Origin of the sequence: Paraburkholderia sp. BL23I1N1 (assembly GCF_003610295.1) — a bacterium.
GTDB lineage: Bacteria > Pseudomonadota > Gammaproteobacteria > Burkholderiales > Burkholderiaceae > Paraburkholderia.
On record NZ_RAPV01000001.1, the window covers coordinates 6,737,394 to 6,763,489 of the forward strand.

23 protein-coding genes and 3 pseudogenes are annotated in these 26,096 nt (G+C 61.8%); 14 read left to right on the forward strand and 12 right to left on the reverse strand.

Going from position 1 to position 26,096, the window contains the following annotated elements; translation table 11 throughout:
• Position 1: 1 nt before the first annotated feature.
• Positions 2-127 (reverse strand): annotated as a pseudogene (locus B0G76_RS31470) (3-oxoacyl-ACP reductase); the annotation flags it as partial.
• The gene (locus B0G76_RS31475) at positions 124-564 is read right to left on the reverse strand and encodes a GNAT family N-acetyltransferase (RefSeq protein WP_120295933.1); all 441 of its coding nucleotides are present in this window, start codon (positions 562-564) and stop codon (positions 124-126) included. The pseudogene B0G76_RS31470 and the gene B0G76_RS31475, both read right to left, overlap by 4 nt.
• A 230-nt stretch (positions 565-794) precedes the next feature.
• Between B0G76_RS31475 and B0G76_RS31480 the strand changes: the two genes are divergently transcribed.
• From B0G76_RS31480 to B0G76_RS31495, 4 genes are all read left to right on the forward strand, one after another.
• Positions 795-1,088 (forward strand): GYD domain-containing protein, encoded by a 294-nt coding sequence (locus tag B0G76_RS31480; RefSeq protein ID WP_120295934.1) that lies wholly within the window; start codon positions 795-797, stop codon positions 1,086-1,088.
• Positions 1,089-1,149: 61 nt separating this feature from the next.
• Positions 1,150-1,359, forward strand: a complete 210-nt coding sequence (locus B0G76_RS31485; protein ID WP_120295935.1) for a hypothetical protein — start codon at positions 1,150-1,152, stop codon at positions 1,357-1,359.
• Between the two features lie 122 nt (positions 1,360-1,481).
• Positions 1,482-2,987, forward strand: coding sequence for a type I glutamate--ammonia ligase (gene glnA / locus B0G76_RS31490; protein WP_120295936.1), 1,506 nt, complete (start codon positions 1,482-1,484; stop codon positions 2,985-2,987).
• Positions 2,988-3,080: 93 nt separating this feature from the next.
• Positions 3,081-3,590, forward strand: coding sequence for a DUF1269 domain-containing protein (locus B0G76_RS31495; protein WP_120295937.1), 510 nt, complete (start codon positions 3,081-3,083; stop codon positions 3,588-3,590).
• Between the two features lie 34 nt (positions 3,591-3,624).
• Here B0G76_RS31495 and B0G76_RS31500 read toward each other — a convergent pair.
• Positions 3,625-3,753 (reverse strand): annotated as a pseudogene (locus tag B0G76_RS31500) (IclR family transcriptional regulator); the annotation flags it as partial.
• 308 nt (positions 3,754-4,061) lie between these two features.
• On the opposite strand from B0G76_RS31500, the gene B0G76_RS31505 reads away from it, so the two are divergent.
• On the forward strand, positions 4,062-5,786 hold the full coding sequence (locus B0G76_RS31505) for a methyl-accepting chemotaxis protein (RefSeq protein WP_120295938.1): 1,725 nt from the start codon (positions 4,062-4,064) through the stop codon (positions 5,784-5,786).
• Between the two features lie 116 nt (positions 5,787-5,902).
• Here the strand turns inward: B0G76_RS31505 and B0G76_RS44995 are convergent, their stop codons facing one another.
• Positions 5,903-6,133 (reverse strand): SDR family oxidoreductase, encoded by a 231-nt coding sequence (locus B0G76_RS44995; protein WP_120295939.1) that lies wholly within the window; start codon positions 6,131-6,133, stop codon positions 5,903-5,905.
• A gap of 66 nt (positions 6,134-6,199) precedes the next feature.
• Here B0G76_RS44995 and B0G76_RS31515 point away from each other — a divergent pair, with 66 nt between their 5' ends.
• A complete protein-coding gene (locus B0G76_RS31515; RefSeq protein ID WP_120295940.1) occupies positions 6,200-7,054 on the forward strand; it encodes a helix-turn-helix transcriptional regulator in 855 nt (284 codons plus the stop codon).
• Positions 7,055-7,067: 13 nt separating this feature from the next.
• On the opposite strand, the gene B0G76_RS44300 is transcribed toward B0G76_RS31515, so the two are convergent.
• Positions 7,068-7,199: a hypothetical protein gene (locus B0G76_RS44300; protein ID WP_259460783.1), complete on the reverse strand. Its 132-nt coding sequence runs from the start codon at positions 7,197-7,199 to the stop codon at positions 7,068-7,070.
• A gap of 106 nt (positions 7,200-7,305) precedes the next feature.
• Between B0G76_RS44300 and B0G76_RS31520 the strand changes: the two genes are divergently transcribed.
• Positions 7,306-8,676 carry an MFS transporter gene (locus B0G76_RS31520; RefSeq protein ID WP_120295941.1) on the forward strand — a complete coding sequence of 457 codons (1,371 nt, stop codon included), beginning with the start codon at positions 7,306-7,308 and terminating at the stop codon, positions 8,674-8,676.
• Between the two features lie 123 nt (positions 8,677-8,799).
• Here the strand turns inward: B0G76_RS31520 and dmeF are convergent, their stop codons facing one another.
• Together dmeF and B0G76_RS31530 are read right to left on the reverse strand one after the other, a co-directional pair.
• Positions 8,800-9,813, reverse strand: a complete 1,014-nt coding sequence (dmeF, locus tag B0G76_RS31525) for a CDF family Co(II)/Ni(II) efflux transporter DmeF (RefSeq protein ID WP_120295942.1) — start codon at positions 9,811-9,813, stop codon at positions 8,800-8,802.
• Between the two features lie 8 nt (positions 9,814-9,821).
• Positions 9,822-10,097 carry a metal/formaldehyde-sensitive transcriptional repressor gene (locus B0G76_RS31530; protein ID WP_120295943.1) on the reverse strand — a complete coding sequence of 92 codons (276 nt, stop codon included), beginning with the start codon at positions 10,095-10,097 and terminating at the stop codon, positions 9,822-9,824.
• Positions 10,098-10,298: 201 nt separating this feature from the next.
• Here B0G76_RS31530 and B0G76_RS31535 point away from each other — a divergent pair, with 201 nt between their 5' ends.
• Positions 10,299-11,054: a hypothetical protein gene (locus B0G76_RS31535; RefSeq protein WP_120295944.1), complete on the forward strand. Its 756-nt coding sequence runs from the start codon at positions 10,299-10,301 to the stop codon at positions 11,052-11,054.
• A 104-nt stretch (positions 11,055-11,158) separates the two neighbouring features.
• Here B0G76_RS31535 and B0G76_RS31540 read toward each other — a convergent pair whose 3' ends face one another.
• Positions 11,159-11,638, reverse strand: a complete 480-nt coding sequence (locus B0G76_RS31540; RefSeq protein WP_120295945.1) for a hypothetical protein — start codon at positions 11,636-11,638, stop codon at positions 11,159-11,161.
• Positions 11,639-12,064: 426 nt separating this feature from the next.
• On the opposite strand from B0G76_RS31540, the gene B0G76_RS31545 reads away from it, so the two are divergent.
• The 3 genes from B0G76_RS31545 (at position 12,065) to B0G76_RS31555 (ending at position 17,875) form a co-directional block, all read left to right on the forward strand.
• Positions 12,065-13,570: an efflux transporter outer membrane subunit gene (locus B0G76_RS31545; protein WP_120295946.1), complete on the forward strand. Its 1,506-nt coding sequence runs from the start codon at positions 12,065-12,067 to the stop codon at positions 13,568-13,570.
• A gap of 102 nt (positions 13,571-13,672) precedes the next feature.
• Positions 13,673-14,824: an efflux RND transporter periplasmic adaptor subunit gene (locus B0G76_RS31550; RefSeq protein WP_120296941.1), complete on the forward strand. Its 1,152-nt coding sequence runs from the start codon at positions 13,673-13,675 to the stop codon at positions 14,822-14,824.
• Positions 14,825-14,836: 12 nt separating this feature from the next.
• Entirely contained in the window at positions 14,837-17,875 is a 3,039-nt protein-coding gene (locus B0G76_RS31555; protein ID WP_120295947.1) for an efflux RND transporter permease subunit, read from the forward strand.
• Between the two features lie 90 nt (positions 17,876-17,965).
• On the opposite strand, the gene B0G76_RS31560 is transcribed toward B0G76_RS31555, so the two are convergent.
• Together B0G76_RS31560 and B0G76_RS45000 are read right to left on the reverse strand one after the other, a co-directional pair.
• A complete protein-coding gene (locus B0G76_RS31560) occupies positions 17,966-18,946 on the reverse strand; it encodes a helix-turn-helix domain-containing protein (RefSeq protein WP_120295948.1) in 981 nt (326 codons plus the stop codon).
• Positions 18,947-19,047: 101 nt separating this feature from the next.
• A pseudogene (locus B0G76_RS45000) lies at positions 19,048-19,215 on the reverse strand (DnaJ domain-containing protein); the annotation flags it as partial.
• A gap of 264 nt (positions 19,216-19,479) precedes the next feature.
• Between B0G76_RS45000 and B0G76_RS31570 the strand changes: the two are divergent.
• The 3 genes from B0G76_RS31570 to B0G76_RS31575 are packed head-to-tail and all read left to right on the forward strand — an operon-like array spanning position 19,480 to position 22,407.
• Entirely contained in the window at positions 19,480-20,589 is a 1,110-nt protein-coding gene (locus tag B0G76_RS31570) for an ABC transporter substrate-binding protein (RefSeq protein WP_120295950.1), read from the forward strand.
• 53 nt (positions 20,590-20,642) lie between these two features.
• On the forward strand, positions 20,643-21,212 hold the full coding sequence (locus B0G76_RS44305) for a hypothetical protein (RefSeq protein ID WP_259460784.1): 570 nt from the start codon (positions 20,643-20,645) through the stop codon (positions 21,210-21,212).
• Positions 21,130-22,407, forward strand: coding sequence for a PAS domain S-box protein (locus tag B0G76_RS31575; protein ID WP_259460885.1), 1,278 nt, complete (start codon positions 21,130-21,132; stop codon positions 22,405-22,407). Before B0G76_RS44305 ends, B0G76_RS31575 begins: the two co-directional genes overlap by 83 nt.
• Before the next feature lie 35 nt (positions 22,408-22,442).
• Here the strand turns inward: B0G76_RS31575 and B0G76_RS31580 are convergent, their stop codons facing one another.
• Positions 22,443-24,575: a D-(-)-3-hydroxybutyrate oligomer hydrolase gene (locus B0G76_RS31580; RefSeq protein WP_120295951.1), complete on the reverse strand. Its 2,133-nt coding sequence runs from the start codon at positions 24,573-24,575 to the stop codon at positions 22,443-22,445.
• Positions 24,576-24,908: 333 nt separating this feature from the next.
• A complete protein-coding gene (gene prpF / locus B0G76_RS31585) occupies positions 24,909-26,093 on the reverse strand; it encodes a 2-methylaconitate cis-trans isomerase PrpF (RefSeq protein ID WP_120295952.1) in 1,185 nt (394 codons plus the stop codon).
• Positions 26,094-26,096: the final 3 nt, after the last annotated feature.

Here is a 26,096-nt window from a genome sequence, read left to right on the forward strand (position 1 = left end):
GCTAGATCGACAGGCCGCCCGAGACTCCAATACGCTGGGCATTAACCCAACGATTATCTTCGGACAGCAGCGACGCGATCATCGGGCCGATGTCGTCGGGCAAGCCCGCGCGGCCGAGCGCCGTCATGACGACGTGAGCACCTTCTTCATCGACGGCGCAGGATGCAACACGAAATTCTGCCGTTCATAGAAGGGAACGGCATCTGGCCGTGCGTCGAGAAACACCGCAGTCATATCGCGAGCGAGCGCATCGGTCTCCGCATATTCCATCAAAGCGCGTCCCGCACCGCTGCCCCGTGTTTCCGCATCGACCACAAGGTCGTCAATGTGTAAGTGCGACCCACGCGCCAACGTATGGACGGGCCTCATTCCCATCACGCCGATCAGCTTGCCTTCCTGAAAGGCGCCGACTAGCTCGTAGCCGGAATGCGATTGCCGCCTCGCTCGCTTGAGAAATTCGACTTCATCAAGTGAGCGCAATTGAGCGATCACAGGAAAGGCTTGCGCCCACTCCGCCGGAGAAAGTCTTCGAACGTCCAGGTGATTGTTGTAATGGTCAGCCATGACTGCATTCCGTCCTCGTTGAGAGAATCTGGATTCTTGCACAAAGCGCAAGCGTCAAGAATTCCCAAATAACCGGGCGCACCACGGCGCCGGACCAACGGCAAACAACCGGTGGCACGCGCTTCCATTGCCTACACTCAGATTGCGCGCAAAACGCTTTCAAGAACCGCGTTCGCGGTCCGGCTTGCGCGTCTGAGTCCCTTCTTGTACCAATCGTAAGGGGAATCGTCATGGCGACTTATGTGGTTCTTGCACAATTCACCGATCAGGGTATTCGCAACATCAAAAACAGCCCTCAGCGGGCCGGTCAAGCGGCAGAGTTAGCCAAGTCATTTGGCTGTGAAATGAAAGAGATCTACTGGACGGTGGGCAAATATGACATTGTCACAATCGTCGACGCACCCGATGAGCAAAGCTTCGCGGCATTCGGCTACGCGCTGGGCTCCGCGGGCAATGTCCGTACGCAAACGCTCCGTGCATTCACGAAGGACGAATGCAGCGCGATTATCGGCAAACTCCCATAAAACAGGTAGCAATCCGGAACGCGAGCCGTTTTTTTCCGCGACTCTTTCTCAGGAGGTCACAATGAACACAAAGGCAAACGACAGCGAAGACGTGCGCGCATTCGTTCAAACGGCCGAGCAGGCCGGCGAGTATGTCTGGGTCATTACGCTGGTCGACTTTGGGGCACAAAAGGTTAAACGTTCACTGGTTTCGGACGACACGTTTGCCATGCGCGCCGCGGCGCAAGATGCCGGCGAAGCCTATCTGAAGGGGCTGGCCGCAGACCGGTAGCGAGGCGCGGGGCCGTCTCGCGGAGTTGCCTTGCGCGGGTTGCCTTGCGCGGTCGCCTTGTTTTGCCATGTGGACAGGCTAAAGTTGGACTAAAGGCAAAGGGCCGGTAAGGGAGGTCGCCAATGTCCACGACGCAACACGCTTCTGGATCGCCGTTCGCGGTATCGGTCGACGCGGGTCGCTTCGACGTCACTCGGCCTGGAAGCGCGAGCGATGTGATCGATCTGCTGGAGAACACCAATATCCAGATCGTCGACCTGAAATTCACCGACCTCCCCGGCCTCTGGCAGCACTTCTCGATCACGCTTCCCGAAGTTCATCCGAGCCTGTTCGAGGCCGGGATCGGCTTCGACGGCTCGTCGATCCGCGGCTTCCAGGAAATACACGAATCCGACATGCTGCTCAGGCCCGATCCGGCCACCGCCTTCGTCGATCCGGTTTGCGAAACGCCCACGCTGTCGATCATCTGCGACGTGGTCGATCCTGTGTTGCAGCAGCGCTATTCGCGCGATCCGCGCTATGTGGCGCACAAAGCGGAGGCCTATCTGCGCCAGAGCGGCATTGCAACAACCTGCTATTTCGGGCCCGAACTGGAGTTCTTCATCTTCGACTCCATCCGCTTCGGCCAGGATCAGCACTGCGGTTTCTACTATGTCGAATCGGCCGAAGGCGACTGGAACACAGGTTGCGACGAGGGCGCGTACGGCGGCGGCAATCTCGGCTACAAACAGCGCTACAAGGAAGGTTATTTCCCGGTGCCGCCGCACGACACGCTGCAGGATATCCGCTCGGAGATCGCGTTGACGCTCCAGCAAGCCGGCGTCCAGATTGAAGTGCATCACCATGAGGTCGCGACGGCCGGTCAGAACGAGATCGACATGCGGTTTGCAACGCTCACGCGCATGGCCGACAACGTGATGATCTACAAGTACGTGTGCAAGAACGTGGCGCGCCGATATGGGAAAGTGGCCACCTTCATGCCCAAGCCGCTGTTTGCCGACAACGCGAGCGGCATGCACTGCCATCAGAGCCTCTGGAAAGACGGACAGAATCTTTTCTACGATGCAAACGGCTGGGCGCTGACCTCCGACCTGTGCCGCTGGTACATCGGCGGTTTGCTGCAGCACGCGCCCGCGCTGATGGCGTTTTGCGCGCCGACCACCAATTCATACAAGCGTCTGGTTCCGGGGTATGAAGCGCCCGTCAATCTGGCCATGTCGCAGCGCAACCGTTCCGCCGCGGCACGCATTCCGATGTATTCGGATTCGCCGAACGCACGGCGCGTCGAGTTCCGCTGTCCGGACCCGTCGGCCAACGCGTACCTCGCTTTTGCGGCGATGCTGATGGCCGGACTCGACGGTATTGAAAACCGGACCGATCCGGGCGATCCGCTCGACCGGAACATCTACGACCTTCCCCCCGAAGAAGCCGCCAACATTCGGCAGGTGCCCGGCTCGCTCGACGCGGCCCTCGCCGCGCTGGAAGCCGATAACGCATTTCTGCGCAAGGGCGATGTTTTCACTGAAGACGTGATCCGGACCTGGATCGATTACAAGCGCAAACGCGAGATCGATACGATCAAATTGCGTCCGCATCCGTGGGAGTTTTATCTGTATTTCGATGTCTGAGATAAATAACGTGCGAAGCGGTCGTCATCGTGGCGGCAGGCTTCGTCTCGTCGCCGGAACCAACCGGCGATTATTCCCGATAGGAGGCCTGACATGCGGCGCATTTATTTTCTATTGCCCGATGTGAAGAGCGGGAAATCAATCATCGACGAGCTGTTGCTAAAGCGGGTCGAGTGGCGGCATATCCACGTACTCGCGCGTCCGGACGTGCACCTCGAGCACTTGCCTGAGGCAACGCTGACGCAGCGCAGCGATCTGCTTCCCGCGCTGGCGCGAGGCACCGCTGCGGGCGGCGTGACGGGCATGCTCGCGGGCCTTGTCGCGATGGCTTTTCCACCAGCCGGGCTGACGATCGCGGGCGGCGTGGTCGTGCTGATGACGCTGGCGAGTGCGGGATTTGGCGCGTGGACCGCGACCATGATCGGTGTCGGCATTCCGAGCACGCGCCTGAGGCGCTTTGAAAGCGCGATCGAAAAGGGCGAATTGCTGATGATGGTCGACGTCGGGAAAGATCGCGTCGACGAAATCGAAGCACTGGTCAAGAGCCATCATCCGGAAGCGGACATCGAGGGCACCGATCCGACGATTCCGGCGTTTCCCTGAGCGCGGCCGCTCGGGCGGTGCCCGCCCTCAACCCTCAGGCGAGCGTTCTGATCGAGTTGCTGATACCGCGTGCGCAATCGATCACCGCGGGCGCCAACCGTGCCTCCGCTTCCGCCGGCGTCCAGCGGCTCGTCGGCGCGACGACGTGAACCGCACCGACCGGCCCATAAAAATGCCTGATGAATGACGGCTTCATTTCAATTGCCGCACTCGAAGCTTGCAACAATATTTTCCTGAATTTCGCTGAACAAGCAGATCTGCCAGCCAGGTCCTTATGCCACGATGGTTCAGGCATCCTTACATTTTTCCTTACAGCACATCCTCACAAAAAAACCAGCAAATCCCTACCCAAGTCCCGCTATATAGATCGAACGCCATTGCCGTATACCCATGTACCGGTCAAGGTTATCCGCCCTCGGCGTCAACCTCGTCGGGACGGAAGCTTGCCCCTAACTATTTCAGGGAGACACCATGGGTAGCTATATACAAACGATCAGATTCAAGATCATTCTCGCATTTAGCACGTGCGTAATACTCATGGTTGCGATTGGGCTGTTCGGAGTCTTCGGGCTTTCCAGACTCAATTCGAACATTGCCGACGGCTACACCGGCAACACCCTGCCGATCGCCGACCTGTCCGATCTTCGCGAAGCCACCCTCGATATTCGCCTTCAATTGCGGCGAATTCAGGTCTATCATGACCCGGCAAAAACGAACGACTCGATTGCGGTCATCCATAGCGACCAGGAACATATCAACAAAGCGTGGAATCATTACTATCCGAACGGCATCTCCAGCGACAAGGAGCGTGAGATCGCCGACAGGATCAAGAACGCCTTGTCCCAGTTCAAAACACTAACTGACGAGGCGGTCACCGCATTCGGCGCCAACAACTACGACGGAGCGACAGCATCTGTCGATAAGGGAGCCGCAGTCGGCAATGCGCTCAGAGATGCGCTGAATGAGGATTCCGCGCTCAACCTGTTGCAGGCCAGGAAGTTTGTCGACGATAGCGAATCGACGTTCAGGACAATTCTCTGGATCGCCATTGTTCTTCTCGGCGCGGGCGTTGTGGTTGCCATCGGTGCATCTGCCTACCTGCTTCGAGCAATCTCCCAACCCCTCAACAAGGCTCTTAACGTCGCGAACCATATCGCGGACGGCAAACTCGACAATCAGCTCGTCGTCGATTCAGGTGGCGAGTTCGGCCAGCTTCTCGAAGCACTGAAGAAAATGGACCAGCAACTCAGCAATACGGTCCGCGAGATCAAGGTGTCCACCGAGTCGGTCAGCGTGGCGTCGCGCGAAATTGCAAGCGGCAATACCGACCTCTCCGCGCGCACCGAGGAACAGGCCGCCTCTCTCGAACAGACAGCGGCCAGCATGACGCAGTTGACCGAAACAGTGAAGCAGAATGCCGACAATGCCCGCAAGGCGAACGCCCTCGCCACCAACGCGACGGACATGGCCGATACGGGTAACGACTCGGTGCAGGCCATGGTCGGGACCATCGGTCAAATCAGCAGCAGTTCAAGCAAGATTTCCGAAATCACCGGTGTCATTGAAGGCATTGCTTTCCAGACGAACATTCTCGCGCTGAACGCGGCTGTTGAAGCCGCTCGTGCGGGTGAGCAAGGACGCGGCTTTGCCGTGGTGGCCAGTGAGGTCCGCAGCCTCGCTCAGCGTTCCGCGGCAGCGGCCAAGGAGATCAAGGAGCTGATCAGTTCTTCGGTGGACGTGATTCAGGACGGCGCGAGGCAGGCGACCGAAGTCAGCGCCACCATGGGACAGGTCAAGCAGGCAATCAAGCACGTTTCCGATATTGTCGGCGAGATCGCCGCGGCGTCCGAAGAGCAAAGCCGTGGCATTGAACAGGTGAATCAAGCCGTCGGCCAGATGGACGAAGTGACGCAACAGAACGCAGCGCTCGTTGAAGAGGCCGCAGCGGCCGCGCAGTCGCTTGAAGAGCAGGCAACCAGGCTGAAGGAAACAGTTGCCGTGTTCAGGGTCGCCGATACGGGGCAAGCGGCGTCACGCGTGGTGACTCCGCACAGCAAGCCTCGCCCGCCTACTCCCCGGCTTCCGGCCACGCGTCGTGTGGAGCCCGCAAAGCCGAGGGCTGCTCTGACCACCACCACTCACAAGCCCGCGCCATCGGCAGCCGGCACGGCGAACGCGGCCTGGGAAACGTTCTGAACCTGAATTGCAACATGCTCGGGCGCTTCAAAATGACACGCGGTGCGCCAATCGCGGGCCGTCTTCTGCCACATTCAGCGATCGATCGGCACGAGTAAGAATGACGCGGTCCAGACTTACCGCGCGGTCCATCTCCCGTCGATCACGAGATTCGCGCCGGCCATGAAGGCCGAATCGTCGCTCGCCAGAAAGGCGGCCGCGCTGGCAACCTCGTCAGGCGAACCGATTCGCCTGAATGGGCGCTTACAAATCTTCAGTTCAACGTCACGGCTTGTGTTGGGCCCTGGATGCGCACCGCCTTCAAGCACGCCGCCCAGCACCTCCCAATTCGATTGATTGAGAGCCATATACGAGGCAAAATCATCCTGCTAAAGCGGTGACTTTATCCGGGTATACGTCTTAACAGGTTACGCATGGCCCACGTGAACAACGACGCGAGCGACAATCGGCTCGGCAACTATCTGAAGAACCGGCGGACAAAGCTCGACCCCGCATCCTTCGGCATTTCCGGTGGCCGGCGGCGGACGGCTGGACTGCGCCGGGAAGAAGTGGCGCAGCGCGCCAATATCAGCGCGGCCTGGTACACCTGGCTGGAGCAGGGGCGCGGTGGCAACCCGTCGGCAGACGTGCTGGACCGCATCGCGAAGGCCCTGATGCTAACCGAGGTCGAGCGCGAACATGTGTTCCTGCTCGGCCTCGGCCATCCGCCCGACGTGCGCTATCGCGACAGCGACGCGATCACGCCGCGGCTGCAGCGCCCGCTCGATGCGCTTCCCTACAGTCCGGCAATCGTCAGGACTGCGACATGGAATATCGTTGCCTGGAACCACGCCGCCGCGGCCGTGCTCACCGACTACGGCTCCCTGCCCCCTGAAAAACGCAACATCCTGCGCATGATCTTCTGCGATCCCCACATCCGTGCCGCGCAGTTCGACTGGGCAAACGTGGCGCGCCACGTGGTGAGCGCTTTCCGGATCGATGCCGCGCGGGCGGGCGCCGACGCCGAAGTGGCGCCGCTCGTCGACGAACTGTGCCGCTCAAGCCCCGAGTTCGCCGCCATGTGGCGGGACAATGAGGTGCAAACCCACGGCGACGGGGTCAAGCATCTGCACCACCCCGTACTGGGGCAGATCTCGATGGAATACTCATCTTTCGCCGTCAACGGGCGGCCGGATCTTCAAATGGTTGTCTACAACCCGGCGACACCGACCGATCAGGCGCGGATCCGGTCTTTGATCGAGGGAACGCCGGTCGTTGCTGCGAAGTGAGAACGGGACATTCTCAGTCCTTCATGACTATGTTCTGGAGCAGCAAAACATGTTCCCGACCGCCCCGTTGTGGAGCGTCCTGAGATTCGTCTTGAGACTCGCCTTGAGATTCGTCTTTGGATTCAATCGCCATATCAATCGTCATGCTAACTATCGTGACGCACATTGTCGGGTGAACCCTGCACCACCGGAACCTCTCGTCGCGAAAATGGTCTATTCAGGATCTCGCCCTTTTTTGTGGGAGATCTCAAATGGCTGCCACGCTATCAGGGGCGACGCCCCTCTCCGATGAGGAGGCCCGGCGGCAGTTGCGCCGCGCCGTCATCGCCAGCACGATTGGTACCACGATCGAGTGGTACGACTTCTTCCTCTACAGTACGGTCACCGGCCTGGTTTTCGCCAAGCTGTATTTTCCCGGGTCGGACCCACTTGTCGGCACACTACAGGCCTTTCTGATCTACGCCGTTGGCTTTATCGCGAGGCCGGTTGGCGCGGCCATTTTCGGCCATTACGGCGATCGCATCGGACGTAAGGCCACGCTGATCGTCACGCTGTTACTGATGGGACTCGCCACGTTTGCCGTGGCCTTTGTTCCAACCTATGCGACGATCGGCATCTGGGGCGCCGTCGCGCTCACGGTGCTGCGCTTTATCCAGGGCGTGGGCGTGGGCGGCGAATGGGGCGGCTCGGTCCTGATGTCGATGGAATGGGCACGCACCAACGCGCATCGCGGCTTCGTCGCTTCCTGGCCGCAGTTCGGCGTGCCGGCGGGGCTGTTCCTCGCCAACCTCGCCGTGCTGGCCATGAGTCAGATTTCCGGCAGCGGTTTCCTCACGTGGGGCTGGCGCGTACCTTTCTTTCTCAGCATCGTGCTGGTCGCGATTGGCCTCTACATCCGCCTGAATATTCTCGAGACGCCGATCTTCGCAAAGCTCCTGGCTGAACGCAAGATCGAGAAAACGCCGATGCTCGAGGTGTTGCGCCGGCAGCCGAAAGACATCCTGCTCTCGGCGTTTGCGCGCATGGCCGAGCAGGCACCGTTCTATATTTTCACGGCCTTTGTCTTTACCTATGGCGTCACGACATTAGGTGTGACACGCGACCTGTTGCTGACGGCGGTGCTGGCCGCTTCCGTGCTGGAATTCGCCACCATCCCGCTCTTTGGCCATGTGTCCGACCTGATCGGGCGGCGGCGGATGTACATGATCGGCGCCGCCGCCGTGGGCGTATTCGGTTTCCTCTATTTTGCAATGGTCGACACTAGGAATCCGATGTGGATTTTCGCGGCCATTGTGCTCTCGCTGGTGCCGCATTCGATGATGTATGGTCCCCAGGCCGCTTTGATCGCCGAATCCTTCACGGGGCGGCTGCGTTACAGCGGGGCATCCATGGGATACCAGTTGGCCTCGGTGATTGCCGGCGGTCCTGCCCCGCTGATTGCGACCGCGCTCTTCGCTTACTACCATTCGGGCTATGCGATCGCGGGCTATGTGCTGGTGTGTGCGCTGCTCAGCCTGTTCGCGGCCTCGCGGCTGGGTGACTACACGAATAAGGACATCTCGCGCGAATACGACGAAGCGCGCACGATGAGCGATAGCGGACACGCCCATCCGGCAGGATGATTAGTCATGCTTGACGAGGAAGCTCGACATTCCGCCAGACAATGTCGAGCTTCCTCGCACAGCCTTGCTGGCGCCGAAGCGACGCCCTTCACGTTCTGGACATCGCGACTCGACTGCCGTGATTCAGGCCGCCGCGTGTGACGATTGCACTTCAACGGTGACATGCGACAGCCCGCTGAAGTGTTCGAGCACTGTGTGATAGAACCGCGAATCACGCTGGGATTCACCCGTTGCTACGGCCACCACGGCACTCATGTGACCCGGGCCCACTCGCCATACATGCAGGTCGACAACCTTGTCGCCATGTTCTTCGATCGCATTGCGCACGTTCTCCGCCATGCGCCGGTCGGAACTCATATCGAGCAAAATTGCACCGGTGTCGCGCATCAGCCCATAGGACCAGTTTGCAATCACCAGCGCGCCAATGATGCCGGCGAGCGGGTCCATCCAGAGCCAGTCAAATGCGCGCGCCAGGATGAGACCGATGATAGCCAGCACGGAGACCGCTGCATCCGCCATCACGTGGACGTAGGCAGACCGGATGTTATGGTCGCGAGTCGCTGCTTCGTGCGCGTCGTCGTGGTGCGCATGTTCCTCGACTTCGTGCTCGTGTCCGTGTTGATGGCTATGGCTATGGCCATGTCCATGTCCATGTCCGTGGCTATGGCCGTGGTCGCTGCCGCTCAGCAGCCATACGCTTGCCACGTTGACCAGCAGGCCGACCACCGCGATAGGAATCGCCTGGCCGAAGTGAACGGGTACCGGCGATAGAAAACGCGACACCGCCTCGTAGCCGATCAGCACTGCAATCATCGCGAGCACGATGGCACTCGTGAACCCCGCGAGGTCGCCAAGTTTGCCGGTACCGAACACGAAACGGGAGTCGGTGGCGTGCCTGCGCGCATAGGTGTACGCCAGGGCCGCAATCAGCATGGCCCCGGCATGCGTCGACATGTGCAGGCCGTCGGCAACAAGCGCAAGCGAGCCGAACATGCTGCCGCCGACAATTTCAATCAGCATCATCGCGCTGCATAGCGCAATGACCGCCCATGTCCTGCGCTCGTTCTGCTCATGGGCTGCGCCCAGAAAAATGTGGTCGTGTCCCGCGCCGAATGCGGCGTTTTTGAAATCGCTCATGTCCTGCCCTACTTGAAATAGCTGTGAACGACCTCGATAAGCTGGTCAGTCGCGCTGCCGGTCGATTCTTCATGGGATTCCGCATCGACGAGATGGGTGCGGATATGGTCCTCGAGCACCACCGCCAGCAGGCCGTTCATTGCGCCGCGGCAACTGGTTATCTGCTGCAGGACGTCAATGCACCCCTGCTCTTCCTCGAGTGCGCGCTCAATGGCTTCAACCTGCCCCTTGATGCGCCGGACGCGGTTGAGCAGCTTCTTTTTTTCGCGAATGGTGTGACTCATTGATGATCTCCGATATACCGAGGGGGAGTATATTTCATATAGGGGGGAGGGGTATACCAAATATTGGCAGACGAAAGTTTTTCGAAAGCATGTGCCTGGACGACTTCGCCACGCATTCACATGCGTCAGGTTTTGCACAAAAGATGGAATAGACGCCGCGCCGGATCGTTTAGAGGTGGTACGAACCAACGGCAGACTTCGATGAGCACTCGACAACAGCACGTCATTCGTTCTGTCAGCGCAGGGCTGCTAACTGCATCCGCTGCGTTGTTCGCCGGCTGCGGCGGCGGAGGCGGTGGTGGCACAAGCAGCACGTCGATGATTTCGATCGCCGGGACGGCGGCAACCGGCAAGGCACTCGCGAACGCGACGGTTAGCATCGACTGCGCGCGGGGCTCGATGTCGGTCGCAGCGGATGCGAACGGAAACTACCACGCGACTTTCGGCGCAGCGACGCCATGCATGATCGCCGCGACTTCGGACGGGACGACGCTGCACTCCACAGCGTTCGCGGGCGGCACGTACAACGTCACGCCGGAGACAGATCTGTTGCTGTCGTATCTGGCGGCGCAACTCGGTACGAATGAAAACGGGCTCATCGCCGGCTTCGCGGCGAACACGCACTTCCAGCAGACGCTGCAGAATCAGACCGACGTTCTGACTGCGCAGGCCGCTGTTGTCCAGAATCTGCAGCAAACGTACGGTGTGACGCTTTTCGCCCAAAACTTTCTGACCACCGCATTCACTGTCGGCCAGCCAGGCGAGGACAGTGATCTCGAAGCGCTCCTCGCGCGCGGCGCAATCGACGCCAACGGCGAACCGGACGCGGCGGCCATCACACTGATGACCACGGCGGGGGCCGCGCATCCGATCGCGACATCGCCGGGTGCTACCAGCACGGGCGGGAGCGGCGGATCCGGCGTGGGCAGCACCGGAGGCTTTGGCGGCATGATGTGAGTCGATGCAAGGACGACGAAGCACATGATGCGCATGGGTCGTTGCCCGAAGACTCTTTCCCACCCTACTATCCCCCCGTTTGCCGCCCGTTAGGAAAGCCTGAACTAGCGCCTTCGCATCCCACCACCGGATCCGTGCATGCCGCCGAAGTCACCCGTATGGCCACCTGGGAACGGCGCGCGATGAAAGCCCGTTCCCATTGGCGCGAAATGATCGTGACCCATCGGATGAAAATGGTCGAAGTGGTGGAAGTGATGGAAATGATCGACAAAGATCAAGCTCACGCCCGCGCCGATGAAAATCGGCGGCCCCCACCACCACGGGTCGGGATAGGGATAGGCCGTGACGGGGTACCACAGCGCGCTACCGTCCGCACTTTGCACAATCTGCCAGGTCCCGTCGCTATCCAGGCACGCACGTCCAACGATCTGCTGCATCGTGCCGTCAATTTCTGCCTGCCCGACAGCTGCACGGCAATTCGCGCTGTCCGCCGACAAGGGTGACTCGTCATAAGTTTGCGCGAATGCAGGCGCAGCAAAGCCGAGACAGACGAGCAAGGTCCCGGCACGAAACAGGTTGTTCATGATGGATGGCCGCGTAAATCCCGACGTTTTCGACGCCCTGTTACCGGCGTCACCTAGCACGTCGGTGTGCTTGCGCAAATTCACGCCGCGGGTGTACCGGCTGTAGAGGCCGTGGAGGCTTGTCGCCCAGAGCGTGATTGCCTGATGAGTAAACGCTGGAGCACAGCGGCCTATTCCATTGCCGATTCGCCGGACCCAGGGAAATCCCTCGCCATGCGCGGAGCGGCCTGAACGACCATTGAGCGCCCTGACTACGTGATCTCGTGCGCCACGCGCGGCAATCGACCATGCTAGGCTACGCGTAGATATCTTGCCGCATGGTATAAATTCCCGCGTCAGGAAAAGAAGCATCGAAAGTTCACGTTGCCTGAATATCTGCGTCCGCTCCCTCGTTTAGTCTAAACGCAGGCGATTTAAGGTGGATCGATGATCGACGTTAGCCCGTGTCTTGTCCGGCGGCGGCGCCTGTGCGTCGCACTCTGCGGTTGCGCCGCAGTGGCCGGCTGCATGGTCGGTCCCGATTACCGCACGCCCCCCGCACCCGCTACCGACACCTATACCGCCTCGCCGATGCCCGAGCAGACGGCCTCCTCTCCTGGGGCCGCCGGCTTGCCGCAACGCTTTGTGCCGGGACAGGACATTCCCGCCGCCTGGTGGGCGCTCTTTCATTGCGAGCCGCTCGACGCGCTGATCCGCCAGGCCCTCGTGAACAGCCCAAACATCGCCGCGGCGCAAGCCGCATTGCGGCAAGCGCGCGAGAACTTCGTTGCGCAAGCCGGCGGCACCCTTCTGCCCGGCGTCGACGCGCAGCTCGGCGCCACGCGCGAAAAATTGAACGGCATCGCGTTCGGCCAGCCCGGCGTAGTCGATGAATTCAATCTCTACAACGCATCGGTGAACGTGTCGTACAAACTCGACGTGTTCGGCGGTACGCGGCGCGAGCTCGAAGCGTTGCACGCGCAGGTTGATTACCAGCGCTTCCAGTTGCAGGCCGCCTATCTCGCCATGTCCGCCAACATCGTGACCGCGGCCGTCAAGGAAGCGTCACTGCGTGCCCAGATCGAGGCCACCGAGCAGATCGCCGCGGAAGAAGACGATGAACTGGGCGTACTCGGCAAGCAATTCGAACTGGGGGGCGTGGGCCGCACGACGGTACTCGCGCAACAGACCCTGGTGGCGCAGACCCGCGCAACGCTCCCGCCGCTGCACCAGCAACTCGACCAGGCGCGTCACCAGCTCGCCGTGCTGGCCGGCAAACTGCCGAGCGACATCGCACTGCCCGAATTCAGGCTCGACATGTTTTCGTTGCCCGAGACGCTGCCGGTCAGTCTTCCGTCGGCACTTGTTCAGCAACGGCCCGACATTCTCGCCGCCGACGCCGTGCTGCATCAGGCCAGCGCGCAAGTCGGCGTGGCGACCGCGGCGATGTATCCGCAGATCACGTTGTCCGCCAGCTACGGCGCCGAGGCCCTCACGCCGGCCCAGGTGTTCAGAGCCGGCAGCACGATCTGGAGTCTCGGCGCAGGCCTGCTGCAACCGGTTTTCCACGGCGGGCAACTGAGTGCGCAGAAGCGCGCGGCCGAGGCGGCGTACGAGCAGGCCGATGCGCAATATCGTGAAACGGTGCTGCTGGCGTTCCAGAACGTCGCGGACTCGCTGCGCGCGCTCGATCACGACGCGACCGGTCTGAAAGCGCAGACCGACGCCTGGCGCTCCGCCGGCGATTCGCTGGATCTGACGCGCGGGCAGTACCGCATCGGCGGAGTGAGCTACCTGGCGCTACTCGACGCCCAACGCCAGTACCACCAAACGGTGGTGAGTCGCGCGCAGGCCCAGGCATCCCGATACGCCGACACCGCGGCCCTCTTCCAGGCGCTCGGTGGCGGCTGGTGGAATGCCGCTGCGCCGGCCACCGCCGCAACAACGCATTGATGGTGCCCGGCGGGACACGCGCTCAACCGCTCTTTGCAACATGCACCATCAGAAAGGAAGGACCGTCCGGCGCTTCGCCCAATGCCCTGCAAGGACATCACGATGACCGAGAGAAAACCGATGGCCAAGCGGATGGTGATCATGCTGATCTGTGTCGGCCTGCTGCTGGCCGCGCTCGTCGGCTTCAACCAGTTCCGCACCTACATGTTCGGCAAGTTCATGGCGAGCAACGCGGCGCCGCCCGCCACCGTCTCGGCGGTCGTCGCCGGCTATCAGTCGTGGCAGCCGCAGCTTGCGGCGGTTGGCAGCCTGCGCGCCGTGCGCGGCGTCGATGTCACTACCGAGGTCGCGGGCCTCGTGCGCGAAGTGGCGTTCAACTCGGGGCAGGAAGCGAAAGCCGGGCAAATCCTTGTCAGACTCAATGCCGACAGCGACGTGGCGCTGCTCCAGTCGCTACAGGCCGCGGCAGAACTCGCACAGACGGTCTACACGCGCGACAAGGCGCAGTACGGCATCAAGGCAATCGCCAAGGCGCAGCTCGACGCGGACGCCGCCGACCTGAAGGGCAAGAAGGCGCAAGTCGCGCAACAGGCCGCGCTCGTCGACAAGAAGACGATTCGCGCGCCGTTTGCGGGGCGCCTCGGCATCACCACGATCAATCCGGGGCAGTACATCAATCCGGGCGATGCGATCGTCACGCTGCAAGCGATCGATCCGATCTACGCCGATTTCACCCTGCCGCAGCAGCAGTTGGGGCAGCTCGCGATCGGCCAGACCATCGTGGTCGACACCAACGCGTACAGCGGGCAAACGTTCGTGGGCAAGATCCAGTCGGTCAGTCCGAAAGTCGACAGCACCACGCGTAACGTGCAGATCGAAGCCAGCGTGGACAATCACGAGCGCAAGCTGCTGCCGGGCATGTACGCGAACGTGAAGATCGACGCGGGCGCCGGGCAGCGCTACCTGACGCTGCCGCAAACGGCCATCACCTACAACCCCTACGGCGCGACCGTGTTCATTGTCAAGCCGGGCACCCAACCCAACGCGCAGGGCAAGACGCTGCCCATCGCGCAGCAGGTGTTCGTCACGCCGGGCCCGACGCGCGGCGACCAGGTCGCGATCCTGAAAGGTGTCGAAGCCGGCGCCCAGGTCGTGACGAGCGGGCAGCTCAAGCTCAAGAACGGCACAGCGCTCATCATCAACAACAGCGTGCAGCCGGCGGACAGTCCGAACCCGGCGCCTCAGGAACAATAGAGAGACCGCGCGATGACTTTCACCGATCTCTTTATCCGGCGGCCCGTACTGGCATCGGTCGTCAGCCTGCTGATCCTCGTGCTCGGACTGCGCTCGCTGGCCGCCCTGAAAGTCAGCCAGTATCCGCAGACCGAAAACGCCGTCGTGACGATCAGCACCGCTTACTATGGCGCGAACGCCGATACCATCGCCGGTTTCATCACGCAACCGCTCGAAGCGGCGATCGCCCAGGCGCAAGGCATCGACTACCTGTCCTCCACGAGCAGCACCGGCGTGTCGACCATTACCGCCACGCTGCGCCTGAACTACGACGCGAACCGCGCGCTGACCGAGATCAACACGCAGATCCAGTCGGTGCGCAACCAGTTGCCGCCGCAGGCGCAGCAGCCGGTGTTGACGGTGCAGGTCGGGCAAACCACCGACGCCATGTACATGGGCTTTTATAGCAGCGTGCTGCCGAGCAACAACGTCACGGACTACCTGCTGCGTGTCGTCAAGCCCAAGCTCGATTCGATCGAAGGCGTGCAGACGGCTGAAGTGCTTGGCGGCCGGCAGTTCGCGCTGCGCGCGTGGCTCGATTCGACGCGGCTCGCCGCTCACGGTGTGACGGCGAGCGACGTCTTCACGGCGCTCGGCAACAACAACTATCTCGCGACACTCGGCACGACGAAGGGGCAAATGGTCAGCGTCGATCTGAACGCGGGTACGGACCTGCACACCGTCGACGACTTCAAGCAACTCGTCATCAAGCAGAAGAACGGTGCCATCGTGCGGCTCGAAGACGTCGCGAACGTCGTGCTCGGCGCCGATAGCTACGACTTCAACGTCGCGTTCAGCGGCAAGCGTTCCGTGTTCATCGGTATCAAGGTCGCGCCGGACGCCAACATCCTCGACGTGGCCAAGCGCGTGAAGGCCGTCTTTCCCGGGCTGCAGAAGCAGTTCCCGACCGGCATGACGGGAGACATCGTTTATGACGCGACCGATTTCGTCAACACGGCAATCACGGAGGTCATCAAGACCCTGATTGAGGCGCTGCTGATCGTCACCGCGGTGATTTTTCTGTTCCTCGGCAGCTTTCGCGCGGTGATCGTGCCGCTGATCGCGATGCCGTTGTCGCTCATCGGCACGTTCTTCGTGATGCAGTTGCTCGGCTATTCGATCAATCTGCTGACGCTGCTCGCGCTCGTGCTTGCGATCGGGCTCGTTGTGGACGACGCGATCATCGTCGTCGAAAACGTCGATCGTCACATGAAGGAGGAAGGCAAGGCGCCTTTCGACGCCGCGCTGATCGCCGCGCGCGAACTCGGCGGACCGATTCTGGCGATGACCGTCGTGCTGATTGCCGTGTATGTGCCGATCGGTTTTCAGGGCGGCCTGACGGGCGCCCTCTTCACCGAGTTCGCCTTCTCGCTCGCCGGCGCGGTGACGGTGTCCGGCGTGATCGCGCTGACGTTGTCGCCGATGATGTGCTCGCGCTTCTTTCGCGCGGAGCAGGAGTCGGGGCGCTTCACGCGCTTTGTCGACCGGCAGTTCGAACGCGTTCATCGCGGCTACGGCCGTCTGCTGCACGGCACGCTCGATACCTGGCCCGTGTTCACCATCATGGGCGCGCTGCTGCTCGGCGGCACGGTCTATCTTTTCATGACGTCGAAATCGGAACTCGCGCCGCAAGAAGATCAGGGGATCGTGCTGTCGCAAATCCAGGGGCCGCCGAACGCGACCATCCAGCAGATGCAGATGTACGCGGACCAGGTGTTCGACATCTCCAAAGCGTTGCCTGAATACGCGCAGATGTTCCAGCTCACCGGCGCGCCGACGCTCAATCAGGGGATCGGCGGCGTGCTGTTCAAGACATGGGACCAGCGCAGCAAGGGCGCGACTGCGTTGCAGCAGGAATTGCAGCAGAAATGGAATCAGATTGCCGGGGCGCGCGTCGCGGCATTCCAGTTTCCGCCGCTGCCGGGCTCGCAGGGCTTGCCGGTGCAGTTCGTCATCAGCACGACCGAGCCTTTTGAAAACCTCAATGAAGTATCGCAGGCAGTCCTGCAAAAAGCCCGGGCGAGCGGGATGTTTTTCTTCGTCGACAGCGATCTCAAGCTCGACAAGCCGGAGGCCACGCTGGTTGTGGACCGCGACAAGGTCGCCTCGCTCGGGCTCTCGCAGAGCGACGTGGGGCAAGCGCTCGGTTCGGCGCTCGGCGGCGGCTATGTCAACTACTTCTCGATTGCCGGGCGCTCGTACAAGGTGATTCCGCAGGTATTGCAGACCGATCGCCTGAATCCTTCCCAGGTGCTCGACTACTACCTGCGCACGCCGGACGGCAGTGTCATGCCGGCTTCGACGATTGCCCATATCGAACACAACGTCGTGCCGGAATCGATCAACCACTTCCAGCAACTCAACTCGGCCACGATCTCAGGCGTGATCGTGCCGGGCGTGTCGCAAGGCGAGGTGCTCGATTTTCTGCGCAAGGCGACCGCAGAGGCCGCGCCGGCGGGGTACTCGGCAGATTACTCGGGGCTATCGCGGCAGTTCGTTCAGGAGTCCGGCGGTTTCGTCATCACGCTGATATTCGCGACGATCATCGTGTTTCTCGCGCTCGCGGCGCAATTCGAAAGTTTCCGTGACCCGATCGTGATCTTGGTTTCGGTGCCGATGGCGCTTTTCGGCGCGCTGATCTTCATCAACATCGGCTTGACGACGCTGAACATCTACACGCAAGTCGGGCTCGTCACGCTGATGGGGCTCGTCAGCAAGCACGGCATCCTGATCGTCCAGTTCGCCAACGAGCTGCAACACGCCGGCCGATCGAAGCGCGAAGCGCTGGAAGAAGCAGCGGGCGTGCGGCTGCGCCCGATTCTGATGACGACGGCGGCGATGGTGCTCGGCGTGGTGCCGCTCGTGATTGCCTCGGGCGCAGGCGCCGCGGGCCGCAATGCGATGGGGCTCGTGATTTTCACGGGGCTGTCGATCGGTACGCTCTTTACGTTGTTCGTGGTGCCGGCGATGTATATGTTTCTGGCCGCCGATCACCAAAAGGATAGGCGTTAGGGCGTCACGCGCGCGGGCACCGAAATGCTCGTGTGGAACCGCACGCTGAAACGTTGCGACGCGTTGCGCGATACGGCCGGCTATCGCTGTTCAGCATGAAGATATCGGTATATCGTTCAGGCGCATTTCTTGAGGCGTTATCTCGTAGGCGCGCCGAAACGCACGCGTAAAGTCGGATGCGCTTTTGAAGCCGACTGAATAGCCAACGTCCTTGATCGGCACGCCCGGACATCGAACGAGCTCGTCTGCGGCGACGCGCAAGCGAAGATGACGAATATACGCACCAAGCCCACCCTCATGTTCGAACAGCCGATAAATCGTGCTGTGTGGTAGCCCTAACGATTCAATGACGCTATCGGGCGATAGCTCGGCTTCCTGCAGGTTTTCGCGGACATATCGCCGCGTATAGTCGAACATGAGCGCGCGGCCGACGGCTCGCTTGCTGCCACTCAAACCAGCCGCTTCTCCGAATGCGGCTGCGATCAGTTCAACGAGGCCGGCGAGTTTGCGGCGACCAGCCTCGAGCGGCATGTACCGGAAGTTCTCGACTAGCGTCGTAGCTTGCCTGACGATAAGCCGCGTGGCAGGCTCGCTCGGATCGAGCACGCGTCCGTGTATGGCTTCCGGGTCGGAGAACACGTGTCGCAGCAGGTCGGAGGACACAACGAGCGTGATGTACCGGCACGCCTGCAGCCGCACGCGTATGGGTTGTTCAAAGTGGGTGGCCAGTACGCTGCCCCCACACAAACGGTACTCACGGCTCCCGGCAAGCGTCGTTGCCAAATGCGCTTCACCGTCGAGGAAGAGGGTAAAACCGATGCCGCGCGCGTTATCGCGTGAAATGCGGGTGGCGGTGCGTTCGATCACGACATGATCGGTATAGGTGTCGCTGATACGGAATTCGCCGATGTCGTAGCGGTCGTTGATGCAGACAAAGGGCTGTCGAACCTGTTCTCGTGACGGCACAACCTCGACAATTTGGCCAAGCTGCTCCCAATAAGCCAGCAATTGCTTTTCCGGTGGCAGCCCGGAAACATCGAATCGGCTGTGAACGATGCCATTCGCGAGCATATTGTGACCCCGTAGCAAAGTAGGACAATGAGGATGCGATAGTGTAAACGTCGGGTAAGCGACGGGCTGAACACGGGCGGCTCACGCTTGCCGGTCAGAATCTCAAACGCTTCCTGAATGCGCTTGAACACCGGCTCGACTGCCGATTCGCGCCCCTTGTTGCGATTCGGGTGGTACTTTGCTCTTAGCCGTCGGTACGCGCGCTTGACGTCTGCCGGCGACGCAGTGCCCGGCAGACTCAGCCGCCTGTAGTATTCGTCGAGGCTCACGCATTTCCCCCGTTTTTTACATAGGCACAAGTCTATCAAGACACGGTGAAAAGGACTGTCAGTTGCCGATAAAGAGAGGTCGCCGGCGCGAGTCCGCTACTGATGTCGGATGCGGCGGGGAGCGCGACAAATTGCGAATGCAGATGCGAATATTGCCAACACCGGCGTGGCACGTAGAATGTGCGTTGCCGTGTCTGTCGCGTAACCGCGATCTTCGCACGACGCGCAACCGCGCGCCCCGGCGGCAATTGAGTGAATCGTCTTATGAATCGTAGGCAAGCGTTGCTCACCTGCGCATATGCGGGCCTGGCCGGCGTGTCCGGACGGGTCTTTGCCGCGAGGCGCGCGCCGCGCGTGGTGTTCCTCAACCCAGGCGAGGCGGTGCAACGCGGTACGGGCCAGCGTTGGCAACTGGTCTCCCGATTCATGGCGATGGCGGCGCAAACCTTCGATATGCAACTGGAGGTTCTGTACGCGGAACGTGACCATCTGCTGATGCAGCGCCAGGCCGAGGAGGTTGCGCGACGCACCGATGCGCCGGACTACGTCGTCATCGTCAACGAAAAAATGGCCGCGCAGCAGATGCTCCGGACGCTGGCGCGCTCGCCGGCGAAGGTCCTGCTCATCCACAACGACCTGACGCCCGAACAGCGTCGCGCGCTCGGCAATGAACGGCAACTGATCCTGAACTGGATCGGCACGTTGACGGCAAACGCCGAGCGCGCCGGGTACCGCCTGATGCAATTTCTGTATCGACAACTGGGTCAGAACGGCGCGCAGGTGATCGGCATTACGGGAGACCCCAGCACGCCGGTCTCGCTCGAACGTGCTGCCGGTGTTGATGACTTCCTGTTTCACGCTTCGAATGCGCGCGTCCGTCAATTGGTCTTCAGCGACTGGAGCTTTGCCGACAGCGATCAAAAGGCACGCGTGCTGCTCGCCCGGTATCCGGATGCCAATGTGATCTGGGCCGCCAACGACGCGATGGCGCTCGGGGCACTGGACGCCGTCGAGGCGCGCAATGCGCGCGTTCTGGTGGGGGGCATGGGCGCGTTGCAGGAGGCACTGGCCAGGGTGGCCGACGGCGGTCTGGCGGCCATGATGGCAGGCGACTACTTCATCGGCGCCTGGGCGATGGTTCTGTTGCACGATCACAATCAGGGCAAGGACTTTGCCGCGAACGGAGGTCTGCGCCAAAAGCTCGACTTTCTGAGCGTGATCCACCGCGAGAACGCCGCCCGTTACGCTGACGTCGTTCTCCGGAGCGGGGCGATACTCGACTTTGGCCTGTACTCGAAAACCCGATCTCCACGCCCTGGCCCCTACGACTTCAATCTCCAATATCTTCTGAACACGGCGTCCAGGGTCTCATGATGCGTATGTCCCCACGGCTTACGCTACGCTCGCCCAGTTTGCACACCAAGTTGATGCTCGCGCTCGTCGTCCTCGTCGCGATCGTGGCCGGCACCTCGGCGTATGTGCTGGTCGCACACGAACGGCAGCGCCGGCTCACCGAACTGGAGGAGCGCGCCACCCGGATCGCCGATCTGTTCAGCCGGTCGCTCGCTCAACCTTTGTGGAACATCGATGTAGGCGCGATCAACGGCCAGCTTGCCGCGCTCGCACCGAATCCCGAAGTGGCCCAATTCACGGTCACGGCCGTGGGCTACGGCACGGTGTCCACGGTGGGGAGCACGGTCCAGCCGAGCCCCGGCGACAGCGTGGTGCGCGTCAGGGCAATTGAATACACCCCACCCGGCGATGCGCCAAAGGAAAAGATCGGCGAGGTTCGCGTCGTCCTCACGAGGGCGGTGGCAGAGCAGGGCGATCAGCGACGCCCGCCGGGCGATTCTCGCCATGATCACGGCCGTCGTTGCGGTGCTCTACGCCGCGACTTTCCTGTTGCTCAAGCGAATGGTGCGCAGCCCGATCAACCGTCTCGAGGAGATGGTCGACCGGATCGCGAGCGGCGACCTTCGCGCGCGCTGTGCCGTTGAATCCGGCGATGAGTTGGGGCGGCTCGCCTTGCGCGTCAATGTCATGGCCGACCGCCTCCAGGAATCGACGCTGTGTCTGCGCGCCAGTGAACGGAAATACCGCAGCATCGTTGAGAACGCCCTCGAAGGGATCTTCCTGCTCGATCAGAACGGGCAACTGGATAAGGCCAATCCGGCCATGGCACAACTGCTCGGATATCGTGACGTGCCTGACCTTATCGAGGCCGCGGCGAGTGCCCCGCACAAACAACCGTTCTCGCCCGATCAGATTGCCACCCTGCAGGAAATTCTGCGCAAAGAGGGTGAGATCGTGGGACTCGAGTTGCAGCTAAAGCGTCTCGACGGCACATCGATCTGGGTTCAGCTGAATGCACGCGGCGTGGCAGGAGACGACGGCAGCCTGAGGGGGCTTGAAGGCCTGCTAACCGACATGACGGCTCGCAAGCATGCGGTGGAAAGCCTGCGACGCCATCGCGACCGGCTCGAACTGGAAGTCGGGGTGCGCAAACGGACCGAGCAGGAACTGCTGGCGTCGCGCGAACAGCTGCAGCAGTTGTCCGCGCATCTGGAAGCCATTCGCGAGGAGGAAAGGAAGCACATCGCGATGGAAGTTCACGACGAACTCGGCCAGTTGCTGACTGCATTAAAAATGGATGTGTCGTTGCTGAGGATGCAACTGGTGCCCGGTTCCGCCGCCATGCAAAAAGCCGAGGAGATGCGCGATCTGGTTGAGCAGACCATCCAGATCGTGCGCAATGTGGCCAGCCACCTCCGGCCGGTCGCACTGAATTTCGGCCTCGCCTCCGCGCTGGAATGGCTCGCCGGGGATTTCACCCGCCATACGCACATTCCTTGTCAATTTCATGTCACGGGCTCCGAACCGAGCTTCTCGGATTTCCGCGCGACAGCGCTATTTCGCATCGTGCAGGAGTCGCTGACCAACGTGGCCCGCCATGCCGGCGCATCGCGTGTCGATGTGACGCTGGCCAACACCGAAGCGGGTGTCGAGTTGACCGTCAGCGATAACGGTCGAGGCTTCGATATGGTTGCCGCACGGGCCGGATTCTCGTACGGCCTGCAGGGCATGGCCGAACGCGCCAGGCTGATCGACGCGAAGCTGCTCATCGAGAGCACGCCCAATTCCGGTTCCACCGTGCGGCTTTTCGTTCGGGACGATGCCGTCATTGTTACGTAGTCCGGATAGGCAAGCCTGGCGAGTGGCGCGCACCTTCAGTGCGGCACGTTCACCACCCCGTGACTCACCCCGATCGCATTGCTACCAGGATTCGCCACGATGGCCGGCAGGTCCGCCACGCTCAACGCCGGCGCAGCGCCCGGGCTGCCGCCGCGCGGCACCGTGCGGATCACTTGCGACGGCGGCAGCGGCGTGCCGTTCTTCAGGTGACTCCACATCAGGTTGAGCGCCTGAATGTTGTAGTAGTGGACCGGCACGAAGCGTGTGTCGAAGCCCGGCACACCGAGGAACGCGTCGAAATGCTGTCCGTTCGTCACCTCGTAGAACGACAACTGGCTGCGCGAGCCTTCCCTCACGCTGTTCGCGGCAAGATAAGCGCGTGAAGCATGATTGATCGGCACGAGCGCGTCGCTACGGCCCTGAACAATAATCGCGGGCTTTCCATGCAGGTTCGCATTCACGCGGATTGCCTCGACACTCGCCCGCATGCGCGGGTCTCTGTTCGTCCACAACGCGCGCATGCATACCGCACCCGCGAAGCTTGCGTCCGGTGTCGCGAGCCGATGATCGGCGCCCCCTTGCGGCGCGACGTTATAGACGAGACTGATGCCGTTGGTCGGCGGCACCCCGTTGCCCAGCCCGAACACCGTCCCCATCGGCGAGACGGCTGGTGTGAAACCGGCCGCGCCCGTTGCCGGGTTTGTCGTGCCGAAACTGAAGCCGCACAGGTTGTCGATCACGCTCGACTTCGTGTACGCGTTGGCGTACGTCACCGCGACGGCCGGCACGGCCTGCGAGTCCCACATCGGTGCCTGCAAGAGGTCGGAATCGGCTTCATAGCCAGCCTCGTGCAGTTGCGCGAGCGCGTCGTTCGCCTGCGTTTGCGTGTCGCTGCCGTGCACGTAGCCGGCCGCGGCGAGCGACGTGCAGCGGGCCTGGCGGATCGCCGTCGTCGTCGCGACGGGCAGCGCCGTCAGATACGGCGCGCCGGCCGCCGCCTCCGCGAGTGCGGCGCACGGCTGGAGCAGGTTGGCAAGCGTCGTGTAATCCGCCAGCGGCTTGCCGGCCGCCGCGATGCGCTGGCCGCCTTCGTTCACTTGCGCATTGCCGGGCATACGGACGTTGACCTGGGGTTCGCCGACCACCACCGCCGTGATCCATCCCCTCGAATCCTGCTCGGCGGCCGCGAGCGACGCGCCACCACCGTTGCTCACCGACGCCGCAATCGTCGTGATGCTACCCGGGCTGAAGCGCTCGCCGTGTTCGGGTGAGCCGCCGGGCAGTGCAAACTGCCGGTTCAAGGCCCAATAGGCGAACTGCACCGCCTCGAGCGTGTCCCTGCCCCAGTCTTCTTCTGGGTTCTGCTGGGAATGCGCGTGTTTGAACGCATAGCGGTTGGGGAACGCCTGGTTGTAGGCGGACAGCGTGCCCGCAGGCACATTGGCGGTAAAGAGGCTGTTGCGCCCGGTCGTCGCGGCGTCGGCGAGGCGGCCGTCGATCAGCGTGACAAGAGCGGTCATCAGCTCGTGCGCCCCGTTGCCGGTGCCCTTGTCGGTATAGGCGACCGCGCAACCGCGCTTGAGCCCCCACTCGCCAGCCGCCGAAATTGCGCCGTAGACCCCGCGCGAGCCTGATGACGTGGCCGTGACGATGCACGGGTTTGCCGGATCGAAGCCCACCGGCACCTGAACGAGGAGGCTGACGTTCTGCCGGCCTCTGCCGTCGTCGGCATACGCGAGGTATTCGGTGCCGGGAATTTTTCCTTCGCCAAGGGTGTCGTTGCCGGACAGATCGACATTCGGCCCCCAGAAGCGACCGTAGCCGCCGTTCGCCGTCATGTCGACGAGCGCACGATAATTTGCCCAGATCGCGAGCCGCCGCAACTCGGCTGCCGTCGGGCTCGCCGGGTTCGCAATAGCGGGCGTTGCGCCTGCGAGCCCGGTTTTGCCGAGGCCGGCAGTCAGCAGATCGTCGCTGACGCCGTCATAGCTGGTCGTCCTGAGGCTGTCCGCCACGACGAACCACGGCAGGCCATTCGGGCCCCGGCGGCCGCCGTCGTGATCGTCGGCCCGGGCAACAGGGACGAGTATGGTGCTCACGATCGCGCTCATGATCGCGGCGCTGACCAACACGGCTTGACTCCAGGTTGCGATCCGGATATCTCTCATCGATGTCTCCTTGTGTGTTGTTCGCTTCCTATGCACCGTGCATGGCGATGAGCCTTGTACAGCGTTGAATCACGGCGCCCATAGACATTAGGATGTCAGGGCCGCAGATGCAATGAAGTCTTGCACGTATGTGGAGATTTCGAGTGGCCCGTTTCCGGTGCTCAATCGCATCAAATCTGGATAACTAATGAAAGATCGCTACGCCACGGGACAGACCGTCGTGGTGGACGGCGGTGACGTGCTGGTTTGACAAACCTGGTCCGGACCGTCCGGCCAGGTCTATCAGAGGTACAGATACCTACTTGCGGCAATGCCGCGCCCGCAACCGCTAACTCACTCCCCCGGCACCCTCACCCATCCCTCCATCAACACCCGCGCGCTTCGGCTCATGATCGCCTTGGTGACCGTCCACGCCCCGCCTTCTTCGCGCGCCTCGGCGCCCACCCGCAACGTCCCCGACGGATGCCCAAACCGCACCGCATCCCGCGCGCCGCCGCCGGCGGCAAGATTCACCAGCGTCCCGGAAATCGCCGCCGCCGTACCGACCGCAACAGCCGCCGTGCCCATCATTGCGTGATGCAGCTTACCCATCGACATCGCCCGCACCAGCAGATCGACGTCACTCGCAGCGACACGCTTGCCGCTGGAAGCAACGTAGTCGGCAGGTCTCGCGACAAAAGCAATCTTCGGCGTATGCTGCCGCGTTGCGATCTCATCGATATTTTTTATCAGGCCCATACGCACCGCGCCGTGCGCGCGAATAGTTTCGAACATCGCCAGCGCTTTATCGTCGCTGTTGATGGCGTCCTGTAGTTCGGTTCCCTTATAACCAATCGCTTCCGCGTCCACGAAAATGGTCGGGATACCGGCGTTGATCATCGTCGCCTTGAGCGTGCCGACGCCCGGCACCTCGAGGTCATCGACCAGATTCCCGGTCGGGAACATCGCGCCGCCGGCACCCTCTTCTTCGGCAGCCGGGTCCATAAACTCAAGCTGAACCTCGGCGGCCGGAAACGTCACGCCATCAAGTTCGAAGTCACCCGTTTCCTGCACGGCGCCATCGGTAACAGGCACGTGTCCGATGATCGTCTTGCCGATATTCGCCTGCCAGATGCGCACAACCGCCACACCGTTATGCGGAATCCGGCTTGCATCGACGAGACCCGCGCTTATTGCAAACGGCCCCACCGCCGCAGAAAGATTCCCGCAATTGCCGCTCCAATCGACAAAAGCCTTGTCGATGGAAACCTGCCCGAACAGATAATCCACATCGTGATCCGGCTTGCTGCTCTTCGCGATGATGACCGTCTTGCTCGTGCTGGAAGTCGCGCCGCCCATGCCGTCAATCTGCTTGCCATACGGGTCCGGGCTGCCGATTACACGCATCAGCAATGCATCGCGCGCGGCGCCCGGCACCTGGGCCGCTTCCGGCAAATCCTGCAGCCGGAAGAACACGCCTTTGCTGGTACCGCCGCGCATGTACGTCGCCGGAATCTTGATCTGAGGTTTGTGGGCCATGAA